Here is a 15,739-nt window from a genome sequence, read left to right as displayed (position 1 = left end):
TTGTTTGCTGGGATGCCACTAAATGGCCGGGATTCAACCGCTGCCACCTGACATTGTGCAACTCATGGCTGCGGGCGAGGTGATCGACTCGCCCGCAGCGGTGGTGCGAGAACTCGCCGAAAATGCCATTGATGCGGGCGCAACCCGGATTGTGCTGGAAGTGCGATCACCGCTCTGGCAGCTGCAAATGACGGACAATGGCGCAGGGCTAGAAGTCGAAGATTTGCGCCAGGTCGCTACCGCCCATAGCACCAGCAAATTGACCCAAAAAGCTGATCTGTGGAACATTCACAGTTTGGGCTTTCGGGGCGAGGCGTTGCATAGTTTGAGTCGCCTGTCGCGGTTGACGGTGTGCAGTCGGCCTCAGGCTCAGGCGACCAGCGGCTTTTGCATGAAATGCGATCGCACTGGCCGCCCCACCCAAGTCACTCCGGTGGCCATGGCTCCTGGTACCCGTGTGTTGGTGGAAGAGTTGTTTTATCCCATGCCGTCGCGACAGCACGCGGGCAGTGAGCGATCGCAGTTGCGGGCCATCCAGCAAAGCCTGCAGCATTTGGCCCTGTGCCATCCCCATGTGACTTGGCAGGCGCTCTTGAACGATCGCCCCTGGTTTACCCTGTGGCCGGGGGCTTCTGCGCTCAATCTATTGCCACAACTGTTGCCGCGCCTGAATGTTACCGATTTGCGCGATATGCAGCAGATGGTGGCGCTGCCCGAGGCCAGCGGCAGCTTGTATTTGTTGATGGGCTTGCCCGATCGCTGCCATCGTCGCCGTCCGGATGCGTTGTTTACCGCGCTGAACGGTCGCATGGTCGAGATGCCAGAGTTGACTGAACAACTGTTGAAATGGCTGCGGCGATCGCTGCCCCGCGATCGCTTTCCGGTAATCTTTTTGCATTTACAAGCGGCACCACACCACATCGACTGGCACCGTGCCCCTGATAAATCCAAGGTCTATCTACAGCATTTGCCGCAATGGTTGACCGGGGTGGAAATGGTGATTCAACGCTTACTGCAAACCGCGCAGATTGAGCCTCCCGCTGGCGACGGCCATCAACGTCTGACTCAGTTGCTCAAACTAGCCGAACCCGGGGGGCAATACCAGACGGCTGATGAAAGCGGGGATGATCCGCCCAGCCCCTTGGGCCTGAAGGCGATTGCCCAAGTTCACAATCGCTACATTTTGGCGGAACACCCCGCCGGACTCTGTTTGGTGGAGCAGCACATCGCCCACGAACGGGTGCTGTACGAGGCATTGTGCGATCGCTGGGAAATTGTCGAGCTGCCCATAGCCTTGACCCTGGCGAACCTGAGCGATCGCCAAGTGGAGCACTTGCAACGCCTGGGTCTGACTGTGGAACCCTTTGGCCCTGATTTGTGGACGGTGCGGACGGTGCCTGCCCCGTTGCGCGATCGCCCCGACTGCGAAGCGGCTCTGCGCGAACTGAGCCAGACCGGTAATCTCGACGCGGCACTAGTCGCCACCGCCTGCCGCACCGCCATCCGCAACGGCACCCCGCTGGAACCCGCTGCCATGCAGCAAATCCTCAACGCCTGGCAGCGCACCCGCAAACCGCAAACCTGTCCCCACGGGCGTCCTATCTGCCTCACCCTTAACGAATCCAGCCTCGCCCGCTACTTTCGGCGCAGTTGGGTCATCGGCAAAAGCCACGGGCTAGAACCTTAGAGACGGAGCCACCGCGTTTCATCACCATCCCATGCTCCAATTGTGCTTTTGCCTTCTGAATTTTGCCTTCTGAATTTTGCCTTTTGAATTTTGCTATCAGACCACTGTGCTAACGTAAGCACATTCTGCTAACAGACCAGTATCATGACGGCCTCTCCGCAGACCAATCCCGCCACAGCGAGCACGGCGGTAGAGATTACCTATCCCGACAGTGATGGTAAGCCGATGGCTGACAATACCCTTCAGTTTCGATGGATTGTCACCATTAAGGAAAACCTGGAGATTCTCTTTGCCAACGATCCAGAAGTCTTTGTCGCGGGCGATTTGCTGTGGTACCCAGTAGAAGGGAACAATCGGCTGTGCCAAGCCCCCGATGCGATGGTGGTATTTGGCCGAACCAAGGGCGATCGCGGCTCCTATCAACAGTGGAAAGAGAACAACATTGCGCCCCAGGTTGTATTTGAAATCCTGTCTCCTAGCAACACGGGGACGGAAATGACGCGAAAACTACTTTTTTATCAGCAGTACGGCGTGGAAGAGTATTACCAATACGATCCAGATGCGAATGAACTAGTGGGGTCGCAGCGGGAGAATAATGCGTTGGTGGCAATTGCTGATTTACAAGGGTGGGTTAGTCCTCGGCTGGGCATTCGCTTTGAGGTTACTGACGAAACCCTGGGTCTCCATATGCCCAATGGCGATCGCTTTTTGACCACAGTGGAATTAGCGGAGGCGCGTGACCAAGCCCTGCAACAAGCAGCGGCAGAGCGGCAAAGAGCTGATGCAGAACAGCAGCGAGCTGATCGACTAGCAGCGCGACTCAGAGCGATGGGCATTGATCCTGATCAGGTATAAGGTGGCAGTTCTTATGCCCTAAGGGGACTGCTCACTAACACTTATGCATAGCGCTTTGCCTAGAGACGTTCTCTGAGCGCTGCTCAAACTTCTCAATATGTCAGGCAATTGGAATGACGGTTGACGTAATCGACAGATTTGGGCTATCGCCGTTCATTTTGTGGACTCTTCACTAAAATTAGGCTGACCTTGGGCCCGACTCCTGGCTCCGCGATCGCTAAACCCAAGAAATGCCTATGCTTGGCAGACTTTCCCGCCATGTCAAAAACCGAATAGGCCAACGCTGGACCTGCATCGTTTTGGCAGTCTGGTCATGTTGTCTGGTGGGGTTGACGCAACTCACGCCCACGACCGCGCAAACGGGTCTGGTCACGCCCACTGTTCCCCCCAGCTATCCGGCGCAGCAGTTTCCCAAAGCCGATTATTTGCCTGTGTCGGCTTGGTCAGGGCGGTTAGTTTTGCCCAATCAGACGGACGCTGAAGCCGAGGCGATGGATTGGGTGTGGCTAGAAATTTACACCAGCCCAGATCCCGTGCTGGTAGGCCAGTGGATGCGGTTGCAGTGGCAAGACAGCCCAGAAATTCAGGCGTATCTGCAGACCGTAACCCGAGGCATTGAGTTTAATGAGGCGGCGATCGCGAGTCTTGAGTTGGGGCGCATTCACCCGACTCGGCTGAACGGCTGGGCCAACGTCGGGCCGCTGCAATCCCTTGCGGGCACGCGCCCCGAAGACGACATGATCGTAGCGCTACCGGAGGATCGCTTGGAAGTTGATGTCGCGAATGCGGTGTTGCGCATTGCGGCCATTCCAATCCAAATTCCTGAGCGGTTTTACAGCTTAGTGACGGTGCTTGGGCCAAATGAGGCTTATCCGCCCGCTACTGATTGCCCCAGTCGGCAACCGTGTCCGCCCGAGTATCAGCAGGTGCGGCATTACAACCCGGTTACTCAGGCGTTTGATGGAGCGGTGGAAACGGTTTACTGGCCGCAAGCCGCCGCTGGGGAAAATGGCGTGCACCCGTCGACCTCGCAATGGATTGCTCGATCGCCCGCCGGCGCAGCGGGCTGGTACATCTATGGCGCGCAGCAGAGCGATGGCCTGTTTGGGGTGAAGGCGATCTCCCCAAACAGTCTCTTTCAGCTCACGCCGCAACGGCTGGTGACGGGCCGGACTGAGGCGCTGAACTACATCAACTTTGGCAACTGGCGTCAGACGCCTCAGCGCAAAGGCACGGCTCAGTCAGTATTCGCGACGCCCAACGTGCCCACGGCGCTGCCCAATTGGCAAATGGGCGATCGCTTTTTAGTCATTCATCTCTTTGGCGGCATTGGGGGCAATCAGGCCGAGCCGCGATCTGTTGTGGGCACCGTCACCGGTCATTACGCCTACGGTTTTGGGGAAGTGGTCCTCGATCCGTTTACCCAAACCCCGCGACTGCAAATCATTTACGACCAGGTGTATTCGCACAATCCCCAAGGCATTGTGGCGGGGCGATCGCTGTGGGCTGAGTATGCGGGCAACTTGCAGCGAGGCTGGTTGGGCACCCGACCCATTTCTGATGTGTTGGTCAAAATTCCCTCCCTGAGTCACGTTTATCGATTTGGCGAAACGACCCTCAATCCGTTCGCCACTTTTCAGCGAGAACTGGCGGTCATGATGGCGCGTTATCGCACGGGGGATGGGAGCGGGGCGGCGATCGTCACACCGGCCCAGTCTTGTGTCCAAGATTCCAACCAAGCATTATACGAGACGATTCAGGCTATCAAATCGCAGGTGACCGCACAGCCTGAGATCGGCATTTGGCTCAAGACCCACCCCGATGACCCGCAAACGGCGCTGTTTCAAGATTTAATCGCGCTAGGGCAAAGCCTGCAACGCGAACTGGTGCCCCTCGGCATTGCCCGTCCCGATTGGCAGGACAACGCTCAAGTGCTGGTGGGCATCGCAGCCAGCGATCGCCCTGCCCGCAACGTCAACACCCCGCTCAACAACCTGCTGAGTTGGCGCACGGTGATGCCACGGGTCGCTTACGACAATGTCACCGCCATTTTGCTCAATCACGGGGCGGAACTCTGGTTTTTACGGACCAATCAAGTCGGCGGTGCCGATCCCACGATCCGACCCCTCGCCCCGACAGAACTGCTGGGGGAATATACCGTGATTCCGACGGCATTCTCGCGCGTCATTGAGTCCCTGCGGTGGCCGCGCTGGCGCGATTGGGGCGTCGTGCTGCTGGGGTTGGCAATCTTTGCCGCCATGCAGGTGCTCGACTTGCGCCTCCCGGCAGATGCCATGTCGCGGCTGATCCGTGAGGGACACCCTGGCTTTTCGCTCCAGTTCGCCAGTTTGGGACTGTTGACTCCGGCTCTCGTGCAAGAGTTGCTGTTTCGGGTGTTGCTGCTGCCCCATCCGACGGAAGCGGTGCGGCTGGTCACGGGGCTGATTTGGTCGGGGATGAGTTTGGGACTGTTTGTGGCTTACTGTAGTTGGCGATCGCGCCGTCGCCATCAGACAACTCCCCATGGTGCGCTTGCCTTCGATCTGTATCCTTGCCTGTGTCTGGGCATCCTCGCCATGGTGATTTATTTCAGCACGGGGTCGCTCTGGGCCGTGACCGTCTTTCATTGGGGGGCGTGGCTCTGGCAACAGCAGCTGGCGACCCTCGCGCAGCCACCAGTAGCGGATGGGTGAAGGGCGGCGCATCGTCAATTATGCTGAGACAAATCCCCCAGGAGAAAAGCTGCGATGTCTCCCGCCATTGTCATGACCTTTATTTATGCCGTGCTGTCTATGGTTGGCGGCGTCATCGGCTATCAAAAAGCGGGCAGCAAGCCGTCGTTAATTTCGGGCGTCATTACCGGCGTTTTGTTGCTCATCGCTGGGGTGGGGCTGCTTCAGGCGGCGGTGTGGGGCAGTTGGCTCGCGATCGCGGTTTCCCTATTACTCGTCATCACCTTCATCATCCGCCTGATTAAAACCCGCAAATTTATGCCCGCTGGCCTGATGGTCATTGTCGGCGTGGCCACGTTAATCGCATTATTTCCCCTGATTTGATGCCTGTATAGGTCGGCGGTCACGCCTGCTCTCCAATTCAAAAATTACCTATGGGAACCCGCATCTTAGTCACCGGCCCCACCAAATCGGGCAAAAGTGAATGGGCCGAGCAGTTGGCGGCTCAACAATCACAGGCCGTCGTGTATGTCGCGACATCGCGCCTGCATCCTGACGATGCCGAGTGGCAGGCGCGCGTCGCTGCCCATCGCCAGCGTCGCGCCCCGACCTGGCAAACGCTGGAAGTGCCCACCGCTTTACCAACCGTGCTGAAGCAAGCCACCACAGCGGAATGTTGGCTGGTGGATGCGCTCGGCACCTGGGTTGCCAATCGCCTGGAACAGTCGGAAGAACATTGGAACGCGGAGGTGGAAGCGCTGTTGGCCGCGATCGCCCCCTTTCCTGGCACGCTGATCTTGGTGGCGGAAGAAACTGGCTGGGGGGTCGTGCCCGCTTATCCCCTGGGATGCACCTTTCGCGATCGCCTGGGCAGTTTGACTCGACAGGTGGCCGCGATCGTCGATGTCACCTATCTCGTGGTGGCCGGGTTCGCGATCGATTTACGCCAAATGGGCACCCTCATCGCCGCGCCACAACCTGATAGTGCCTCCGGTGAGGCATGATGTCTCGCCCTCTGAGTGCAAATCTGAACCTTCACACCCATCCACACTGCTCAACCGAAATACGATTTTTCCACTGCGACGCGACGCCCTCAATGCCCTCGACTAATCATGACAACAATTTCTGGACTTTGGACAATCGGTGTGCATGAGAACCAGGAAAGTGGTAGAGGATATCAATCGTCTTGCCTCTACCACCAATGTCAACCTATCTTGAACCGCTACGCCAGTTTCGCCAAGCGATTTACGCCAGTTTTCCGCAGCGCCGCGATAGCATCATGGACCTGCTAGACGCCTTCAGCAGCAATGACCGGGCACGCTCTATCGTGGAACTGAGTCTGAACGCTTGCTTTCGTCGCCAGTACAGCGCTTTGTACAAAGCGATTACGGTGGCTTATCTCGAGAGTGATTACCCGGTTTGTAGCTGAGAAGCGTACCAGCAAGGGGCGGTGCTGCTGAACACGTTGCCCTCTCCTACACAGTTGCCTTATCCCGTATTTGGCTTGGATGAGACGCCGAACGAGCGGGTATCTGCGCGGTGCCTCAGTGACCGCCAGAATATCCATCGCTCGACCCCAGTGGTGGCTCAACGTCGCGTGAGTGAAGGGCACAACTATTCGGTCTTAGCCGCTTTTCCGGAAGCGGCGGCCGCTGATTGGTCGCAATGGGCACTGCCCCTGAGTGTGGAAGGGGTCAGTAGTGTGAGCAATGCTATCGAGGTCGCGCACAACCAAATTGCGCAACTAATGAGTTATCCCCAAAGCACGAACTGGCCCCTGAAGATCTTAACCGTCGATAGCCGTTATCCCACTCCGGCTTTTTTATATGGCTTGCGAGAGTATCGTGATTTGGTCGTCATTGCCCGAGTGCGCCGAAACCGAAATTTCTACTGTCAGCCCGACCCGGTCAGCGGCCCGACGCGCCCACGCTGGTACGGTCCACGCTTTCAGCTCAACGACGCCACGACTTGGCCCCCACCCGCTCAGCAAGAGACGCTTACTTGCCCGCAACCGAACGGCCTACCCCGTTCCTGGCAACTGATGCGGTGGACCAACCGGTTGATGCGTGGCACCCGCGCCTATCCGATGCATCAGTTTCCCTTCGATCTGCTCCGCTGCCAACGTTTGGATGGCGACGCGCAACCTCAAGGTCCGCCCCTCTGGCTGCTCATTTGGGGACAACCGCGACAGCAAATTACCCCGTCACAAGGGCAACAGGCCTATGCACAACGCTTCCGGCTGGAGCACTTCTTTGGCTTCGCCAAACCCCATCTGCTCCTAACGGCCTTCCAAACCTGCCTCACATCCCACGAAATCAACGCGGTGCGCTTGGCCAGCCTCGCCCACGGCCAACTCTGGTTGGCACGTCACCTCGTGGACACATTGCCATTACCTTGGCAACGATATTCACCCAGCGCACACACTCAGCAACGCACACCCCGACAGGTGCAACGTGGCTTTGCCCAACTTATTCAGCAGATGGGTTCCCTGGCTACGCTGCCCAAAACCCGAGGTATCCCCCCCGGCGACCTAAAGGCATCCGCTTGAAACCCCGCCCGCCCTGTCCACTGGTAAAGTTTCACCCGCCCCAAAAGCTCTGTCCTTGCAAAGACGCTCCAAAATCTGCTTAGTCAACCTTTGGAAGTACTTAAAGCCTGCTCTCTCAGCGCAGGCACAAGTCTACTTGTCCAAAATCAAACACACCAATACCAGCGAAGTGGGCAACTTGCTTAAACACCATGCAGTCATTTTTGCGTCCCCACAAGTTGGGCTCGCTACGACTCAAAATATGACCAACCAACAACTCTTCAGTAAGACTTTTTTCAGGTAGAGAACTCAGCGGTTCTTCATAGTTGGCACTGTAAGAGTCGGGTTGAATCGTTCCAGCCTTGATTACTCCAAATTCCTTACCCCAGTCGGCAGCAGTCTTTTCTCCAGGGCTTGATCCACTTTTTTCCCAATCAGCCCATTGAAACTTTTCATAGCGCAAGTCAGACTCAAGCTTTTGAGCTTTAGCTAAAGCGAATTCGGCACCATTCGGGTTTGCCTCTAGGCCAAGAGAATATAGCGCTGTTTATTGCCCCTTCCTTCGCCAGACTTCTTCGGTAGGGTGCCCCTCAGCAGGGCAAACGCATACTCGCTGAGTGGGTGATACTTCAGGCTAGCTGTAGAAGGAGGCTGTCCCATGAGTAAGGGTGCTTTCGAAGTTGAATCGAGCTCACTGTTAGTCCATTTCGAGACGCTCGAAGATCCGAGAGCTGAAGCGAAACACGTTTAGCTGAGCCGGGCTAGATTTGCTATGAGATCAATTTATATTGGTGAGCCAAGGCTTGCAAAAAGCTGGCAAGACCCAGATATATTTTCGCATGAGGATAATTCATCCTACGCATGCTGCTCTGCTGTACCTAAGTTATTGCCAGTTGCCAACGAGGATAAGTGGAGCCCATCGACCAGGGTTGCCATTTGGATTATTCTGAATGGCTTCGATTTGGGCGGTCTGTAATGCTTTTGCCTTGCTAACTGTGGGGTCTGTTAATTGACTATAAAATTTCGGCATGAGGGCCTCAGAGGTGGCTCCAGGTAGGTTCCAAAGGGAGGCGATCGCACTACGGGCACCCGACTGAATCGCGACTCCGGCCAGGCCCAAAGTGGCACGATCGTCACCTGTCGCCGTTTGGCAGGCAGTGAGAGTGATCAGTTCTAGCGGTTCGTTTTTCAACGAGAACTGCCGAATCAAGGATTCTAATTGGTTGAACGTAATTTCTTCGGCTAAGCCAGAGTCATTGGGGCCAGTGATGATAAACGTTTCTTCTGGTACGGTACTGAACTGACCGTGGGAGCCAACATGCAAGATGGAATAGGAGGCTGCTTGTAAGGCTGCCGCAAATTGCTCAGTTGTAAACTCTTCATTGATCAAACTCCGACTGCCTGGCAGCAAAGCCACAATGGCTTCGATTGTTTGCGGCACTCCCCGAACGCCTGTCTCATCGAAGCGACGCCCATTGTCGGTAACGACTTCTTGATCGATCCCCACAGCCAACATTCGATATTCTCGATTGCCTGAGCTGGAGGCGGTCAGGCTCAAAGAGGGGGTAGTGGCGATCGCATATTGCTGAATCAGATATTGATTTCCGTCATAGAGCGCCGACATCGGAATGTTCCGCAAGAAGCCATCTTGCACAAATACCAAGGTTTCCGTTTGAGTGCGCTTCAGTTCTGCTTCTAAAGGTTGAATCAGCTGCTGATAGAGGCTGGCACCATCAGAACCGTCATATACCTTATCGGTAAAGCGGACTAGCTTGTCGCGAAATTTGTCGGCGGTTTCCTCTAGTTTTTGCGTATCATCAATCCAATTGATTTTGGCTGTGCCATCCGGCAAGTTGGCGATCAAAGCGGTGCGGTCAGTCAGGACCACAGACGTGATCACAGTTGTCGGGATATCGTCTGTTAGCAATCTCTCCCGAGCATTGACTGACGCTACCAGTACGCAGTTGTCACCAAAGAAGTTTTGGAGTTCGGCCAATCGCAGCGCATCGACAGTTTGAAGCGCATCATCAATAATTACCGGATCTACTGGTAAGGAGGTCGCCCAAGTCTGCTTGAGCGCTGTGCTTGGTGAGATAGAGGCTAGCTGGAGCTCCAGATATTGACGATAAATCGGCTCAACCGAGTCTCGAAAATCGAACTGCAAGTCTTGGTTAGCGGTCAAAATATCGGCCCGAATGCTTTCTAAAGTGGCGATCGCTTTTTGATAAAAGGTCGCAGCATCGGTCAGGCGTCCTTGCTGATTCAGAATTCGCCCCATTTGCCATTCCCATAGGTAAAGGCTATCGGCCGATTCTAGGGCGTCGTTAGCCGCGAGTTGCGCCAGGTTGGTTAGCCGAGTTGCTTCTGCCCAATCCTTTTGGCATTCAGCAATATGGCCAAGCTCGCCGAAAGCAAAGGAGGCGGCTCGGTCGTCCCCAATTTGCTGGGCAATTTGCTGACCGACTCGTAACCAGGTGACCACATCAACGTCCGTGGTGACCGCGTCAGCGTCAGTGCTGGCTTGATGATCGGCACAAGCAAAATTTTGCGGAGTCTGGCGATAGGACTTAGCCAGGGTAATCGCGGCGTAGGCCGTTTCGCGACTGGCCGATAACTGACTGATCAGCTGAGCCACTCGCGATTGAGAAGTCGCCAAAGTATTACGATCAGGCCCTAGTCGCGTGCCTAGAGACATTAACCCCAAGTGCGATCGCAGCTCTGCATTTAAGTCAGCTGCTACTTGGGCAGCGTCAATTGCCTCATCAAACAATTTCAACGCCGACTGCCGAGCTATGGCAGACTCGGCACGGAGTCTTTCCGCCACCGTTCTGTCATCATTTTCGAGGGTGTCTTCCAGACCTAGTAGTTCAGCTGCCTCTGCCCGCAGGGCCTTAGTCCGGGCGATGCGGGCATTGAGATTTGCCAGGCTGTTGCGCATCGGCGCTCGATACTGAGCTAGGTCAGCTTCACCATCGACTAACGCCAAGCCAATCTCTAAGAGAGAAGCCGCTGTTTCATTATTGCCTCGGAGTCGGTAGGTCTCGGCCAAACTGCCCAGCGCTGCAGCCTGCCCAGTCAAATCTTGAGTCATCTCTGCGATCGCATAAGCGCCCCCGGCACAGCTCAACGCAGTGACTTCTGCTGAGATCGACGCATCGACTTCATCACCGCAGAGTAAAGCCGCAGCTCGCTGTTGCTGGCCCAAACCGATATAGACCTGCGCTTGTTCGGTCAACATGCGGCCAAACTGTATGGTATTTTCGCTGGCCTGATACTCAGCGGCAGCGGCCTCCCAGTTGGCGATCGCGGCTTGCGTTTCCCCCACTTGCTGATAAGCCCGTGCCAAATTCTCGTGAACAATTGCTAGATCGGCGGATGGCGCTTTTGAGTCAGTTTGGATAGCCTGCTGCCAAAGCGCGATCGCCTGTCGATAGTTGCCCGCCTGATACGCTGAAACCCCTTGCTCAACCAGGGCTGATGATTGCGGCACCTGCGCGAGCGCGGCGATACCCAAGCCATGACCGTGGGTGTACCCAGGATGTCCTACCAGTAAAGCGAGCCCCAAACTTCCGGCAAAGAGTAGTGATAACCAGGGCCGCAGAGAAAGCCGACGCAGTAGATGTCTCATTTGATATCAGAAATGACCAGACGGACTAATAACCCTAATTAGGCTATCAGTTCCCTGAAAATCTGGGATGGTTTTTCACAATCGTTTTGAGTTTGAGAAGGTGTAACTAACGACTGTGGCGATCGCGCTGGCCGAAAGCGGCAATCTGGCTTGTCAGCAAACAGATATATTTTGCAAAAAGTAGGCAATCACGATTGTCATGATGGTGAAATCGAGCGGGCGAAACTGCTAACTAGCTTCACAGAAAGCGTACATGACTGACATTCGCGAAAATCATATCTTTTACACAACAAGAGAACAGCAAAGCCAATCATAAAGATGCTTTTAAAGCAGGCTTTCAGCATTGTCAAAGCTGTTCTTGGCTGCCCCTAAAAGATGGAAAGATGATCACATGTCTACAACGCTTTACAGCCCCAAAACTCTAGCTTCCGAAAACACAACGACAACCAATTTTCTCGTTGCGAACAGTAATGTTACGGGTACTAACAGCACCACCCAAGGGTTTCCCGCTGATCCGCTAGTTGGCTATCAATGGTATTTACATAATCCCACCCCCGGACTATTAGATCTAAACGTTGTTGATGTGTGGCAAGACTACACTGGTCAAGGCGTAGAAGTTGCAATTGTTGATGATGCTGTGCAGTGGTGGCACCCCGATTTGGCGAGCAACTACTCGACATTTAAGGACTGGGATTTTGAAAATGGTGACACCAGTGCTAGTGGGGAATTTAGCGACAACCACGGTACTGCTGTAGCCGGCATTATCGGCGCAACCGGAAATAATGGTATTGGCGGGGCCGGAATTGCTTACGACTCCACTATCTTTGGCTATCAAGTCGATACCTTCCAGCAAATTGCCAATGCAATTTTTTATGCATCTGGTCAAAATCAAGATGGATATGATGGGGAAGCGGATATCGTCAACATCAGTCTTGGAAACTCGGATCAATCTTTCTTTGACTCTTTTTTAAGTTCTCAAGATATGACGGCCCTAAACAACGTTATTGATCAAGCTGTTGTCGTCGGTCGTAACGGTCTAGGGACGATTTTAGTCAAGTCAGCAGGTAACGCGCGTCAGGATAATCAAAATACCAATGCCTCATCTTGGAATGCGAACCCCCACACCATTTCAGTAGCGGCGGTTGATCAAAACGGCTACGTCTCTGATTACAGTACGCTAGGGGCGTCTGTCTTAGTCTCTGCTTTTGGCACCCCAGGGCAAGTTTTCACGACAGATCGGGTGGGGATTGCTGGTGACAATCCCTTTGGCGACTACATGTTTGACTTTAATGGCACCTCTGCTGCTGCGCCGATGGTGTCAGGAGTAGTCGCGTTAATGCTCGAAGCAAATCCAAATTTGGGTTGGCGTGACGTGCAAGAGATTCTGGCCTATTCGGCCCGGGGAGTAGGCTCGCTCGGCTCGACCTTTAGCCCTAATCCCTGGAGTGCGGAGCAATATAGCTGGACTTTCAACGGGGCCGATAACTGGAATGGTGGCGGCCTGCATTTTTCGAATGATTATGGATTTGGCCTGGTTGATGCAAAGGCAGCCGTGCGGCTGGCGGAAACTTGGGAGGCCACTCCCCAAACGAGCTTTAACCAAGTTGAGTTAACGGCTGATTTACTAAATAGCTCGGTATTAATTAGTCAGCAGGGAACGTCGTTTAACCAATTTATGACGACCAATATGGCTATCGAGCATGTGGAGGTCGATATCAGTTTTGCCCAATGGTATGACTTGGGTGATCTAGAGGTGCGATTGATTTCGCCCGATGGCACTTCAAGCATTTTGATTGACAACAACGGCGAAAATAACGGCACTCTAGCTGGCGGACGCACTGCATCTAGGTGGCAGTTTTTCTCGAATGCTTTTCGGGGTGAAGACACAATTGGCAATTGGACGGTGCAACTATTTGATGCGGATAGCACTCAAATTTCTCCCATCGTTATCAATGATATTGATTTAACTTTCCATGGCAGTGCTGCTACCTTAGACGATACCTTCATCTTTACCGAAGAATATTCCAACGTGGCATCTGGCTGGGCTGGCCATTCGACCTTCATCAATGGCGGGGCGGGCAGCGATACGATTAACGCGGCGGCGGTGGACTCCAATACAGTGGTCAATCTCGCCACTGGCACGGGGCAAATTGATGGCGTGGCAGTGAGCATCAGCAGCATTGAATATGTCGTGACGGGCGACGGCAATGACGTCATTACCGGTAATAGCTCCAGCAATACTCTGTCGGGCATGAGGGGAGATGACGTCTTGATTGGCGGAGCAGGCAACGACAGTCTGAACGGCGGAGCGGGCAATGATGTGTTGAATGGCACAGACCCTACCGTTTGGAATGCCGGGTCAGGTCAGTATGACGTGCTGACCGGCGGCACTGGCGCTGACACCTTTGTCCTGGGTGACCAGTTCGAAGCTTTTTACAGCGGTTTAGGCTATGCCCTGATCACCGATTTTGATTGGACTGAGGGCGATCGCTTCCGGGTCCATGGCAGCCTCGCTGACTATTCGCTGGGCTTCGGCGATTGGGCGGGGGATTTTGCTCAGGACACCTTGATCTATTACCAAACCGATTTGGTGGGGGTCGTGCAAGACACTACCGATGTCGACCCGATGTTTGACTTCGCCTTTGCTTAATCAGCTGGAGGCAGCGATCGCCTCAAGGATGACCGGCGATCTCCAGACGTTCACTGTCATCGACTTGACCAACAAGGCCGGTGACAGCAACCCGCTAACCCTGCTGCTGCAGTTGGCTGGCGCTCTCAATGAATTGACTTGAAGGCTAACCCCGCTGCCACCACTACTAGCGACGCGACAGCCCTCAACAATTACCTGCAATTTTTGCGAAAACTATTCTTGTTTAGGAGTGAACCATGAACTTTGGCACTGTATCTGGTATCGATCTACGCCTTTGTGCGGTCTTGTCCATTAGCTTGGCTCTGGGTACAGGGCCAGCCCTCGCGCAGACAGAAGCGGACGAAAAAGCAACGACTGCGTCTCCTGCAATCAATCTCTCAAACTATTTTGCAGCAGATGGTTCAGGTTCAGGAACTGTGGTGGATGAACGCTCTCCACAAGTTTTCCTTGAGGGTAATGGAACGGTCTCCCCCAGAGCTAACCGGACTGAGGCAACGGCGATCGCTCAAGTTTTTCCGGCCCCGTATTCCACCACTGCTGGAGATTTGGCTCCCACGGTCCGCGATCGCAATGTGGCAGCGATCGCCCAAGCAGAGGACGCCGATCCAGACGCTGCGACCGAGACTGAGTCCACGACTGCACCAACGCCGATCGAGACTCGCGTTTTGGGCAGTGAGGCCCAGTGGGAAATTGGGGCCGATGTGGTCTTTTTACGACGCAGCATTCCCAACGTCACCACGTCCATTGATGGCCAAATCAATCCCGATGATGGCTCCTTATTAGGAAATACGAATGCTTTGGGCACCGGTGCTTTAGATTTTGGCTTGGATACAGGAGCGCGGTTTTCAGTCGGCTATTACCCCGATCCGCAAACTGGCTACGAACTTGCGTTTATGGGTTTGCAAGACTGGCGGGATACGGAAACCTTTGTCAGCGCCGGGAACGAAAACCTGCGCGTGGCCTTTATTGACCCCGTGCGGGCAGGGCAGGATGATGCGGTAGGTCTCGGCCCCAACAACACCGACCAGGTGGAAGACTTTGTGCAGGCCCGATCCCACACTTTGCGATACGAATCCGAACTCGACAGTTTAGAGTTCAATTATCGTCATGCGTTAACGCCGCCATCGGAGCGCTCCTTCGCTACTCTGATCGCCGGACTACGGTACATGAGCATTGACGAAGGTTTTGACCTGATTTCTGATGACGGGGCGACCCGATTGGGTGGCAATATCGGCACCTACGAAATCGACACCAGTAACGACTTGGTGGGGGTGCAAATCGGCCTCGACAGCGGCGTCCAGTTGACGCCCGCCTTGGGTCTCGGCCTGAGTGCCCGGGCAGGGCTGATGCTCAATTTCAACGATCAGAGCAGCGAGTTTGTGAATGACAATGGCATCCCTACGGTGTTGACGGGGTCGGACAGCGACACTAGCCTGTCACCGATGTTTCAGGTGGAGGGTTCAGCTCGGTGGGATGTGACGGACAACTTTACCCTCAAAACGGGATATCAGTTTCTCGCAGTGGGCAATGTCGCGACGGCCCCCTCGCAGTATGGCCCGTTGGAAGACCTCGGCGACTTAGAGCGGAGTTCGGCGCTATACCATGGCCCATTTGTGGGGCTGGAGCTCCGCTTTTAGGGCGCGTTGTAGTAGAGGTAGTGTCGCCTGAGTCGGGGAACCTCACCGTTGAATCTGACCGAAGACTGCGTGAGCTGGTTTTG

12 protein-coding genes are annotated in these 15,739 nt (G+C 54.8%); 10 read left to right on the top strand and 2 right to left on the bottom strand.

From position 1 onward, the window contains the following. The first annotated feature begins 22 nt into the window (after positions 1-22). From mutL to DYY88_RS18075, 7 genes are all read left to right on the top strand, one after another. Complete coding sequence (mutL, locus tag DYY88_RS18105; RefSeq protein ID WP_039728975.1) at positions 23-1,687, top strand: DNA mismatch repair endonuclease MutL; 1,665 nt, start codon at positions 23-25, stop codon at positions 1,685-1,687. A gap of 144 nt (positions 1,688-1,831) precedes the next feature. Further along, on the top strand, positions 1,832-2,542 hold the full coding sequence (locus tag DYY88_RS18100; RefSeq protein WP_039728976.1) for a Uma2 family endonuclease: 711 nt from the start codon (positions 1,832-1,834) through the stop codon (positions 2,540-2,542). A gap of 299 nt (positions 2,543-2,841) precedes the next feature. Further along, entirely contained in the window at positions 2,842-5,235 is a 2,394-nt protein-coding gene (locus tag DYY88_RS18095; protein WP_130199507.1) for a CPBP family glutamic-type intramembrane protease, read from the top strand. A gap of 54 nt (positions 5,236-5,289) precedes the next feature. Next, on the top strand, positions 5,290-5,598 hold the full coding sequence (locus DYY88_RS18090; RefSeq protein WP_039728978.1) for a TMEM14 family protein: 309 nt from the start codon (positions 5,290-5,292) through the stop codon (positions 5,596-5,598). A gap of 50 nt (positions 5,599-5,648) precedes the next feature. Further along, positions 5,649-6,218 (top strand): bifunctional adenosylcobinamide kinase/adenosylcobinamide-phosphate guanylyltransferase, encoded by a 570-nt coding sequence (gene cobU / locus DYY88_RS18085; RefSeq protein WP_039728979.1) that lies wholly within the window; start codon positions 5,649-5,651, stop codon positions 6,216-6,218. Positions 6,219-6,415: 197 nt separating this feature from the next. Next, on the top strand, positions 6,416-6,643 hold the full coding sequence (locus DYY88_RS18080) for a hypothetical protein (protein ID WP_039728982.1): 228 nt from the start codon (positions 6,416-6,418) through the stop codon (positions 6,641-6,643). Between the two features lie 36 nt (positions 6,644-6,679). Beyond that, positions 6,680-7,762, top strand: a complete 1,083-nt coding sequence (locus DYY88_RS18075) for a transposase (RefSeq protein WP_160299610.1) — start codon at positions 6,680-6,682, stop codon at positions 7,760-7,762. A gap of 115 nt (positions 7,763-7,877) precedes the next feature. Here DYY88_RS18075 and DYY88_RS18070 read toward each other — a convergent pair whose 3' ends face one another. Together DYY88_RS18070 and DYY88_RS18065 are read right to left on the bottom strand one after the other, a co-directional pair. Further along, positions 7,878-8,204, bottom strand: a complete 327-nt coding sequence (locus tag DYY88_RS18070; protein ID WP_039728985.1) for a hypothetical protein — start codon at positions 8,202-8,204, stop codon at positions 7,878-7,880. Positions 8,205-8,624: 420 nt separating this feature from the next. Next, positions 8,625-11,369 (bottom strand): CHAT domain-containing protein, encoded by a 2,745-nt coding sequence (locus DYY88_RS18065; RefSeq protein WP_084607171.1) that lies wholly within the window; start codon positions 11,367-11,369, stop codon positions 8,625-8,627. Positions 11,370-11,760: 391 nt separating this feature from the next. On the opposite strand from DYY88_RS18065, the gene DYY88_RS18060 reads away from it, so the two are divergent. From DYY88_RS18060 to DYY88_RS18055, 3 genes are all read left to right on the top strand, one after another. Then, on the top strand, positions 11,761-14,019 hold the full coding sequence (locus DYY88_RS18060; protein WP_052288651.1) for a S8 family serine peptidase: 2,259 nt from the start codon (positions 11,761-11,763) through the stop codon (positions 14,017-14,019). Then, entirely contained in the window at positions 14,012-14,161 is a 150-nt protein-coding gene (locus DYY88_RS24530; protein WP_207223353.1) for a hypothetical protein, read from the top strand. Before DYY88_RS18060 ends, DYY88_RS24530 begins: the two co-directional genes overlap by 8 nt. A gap of 94 nt (positions 14,162-14,255) precedes the next feature. After that, the gene (locus DYY88_RS18055) at positions 14,256-15,656 is read left to right on the top strand and encodes a BBP7 family outer membrane beta-barrel protein (RefSeq protein WP_039728987.1); all 1,401 of its coding nucleotides are present in this window, start codon (positions 14,256-14,258) and stop codon (positions 15,654-15,656) included. Positions 15,657-15,739 lie beyond the last annotated feature (83 nt).

It is taken from the genome of Leptolyngbya iicbica LK, assembly GCF_004212215.1.
Classification (GTDB): domain Bacteria; phylum Cyanobacteriota; class Cyanobacteriia; order Phormidesmidales; family Phormidesmidaceae; genus Halomicronema; species Halomicronema iicbica.
This window is presented reverse-complemented; position numbering and strand designations above follow the sequence as displayed.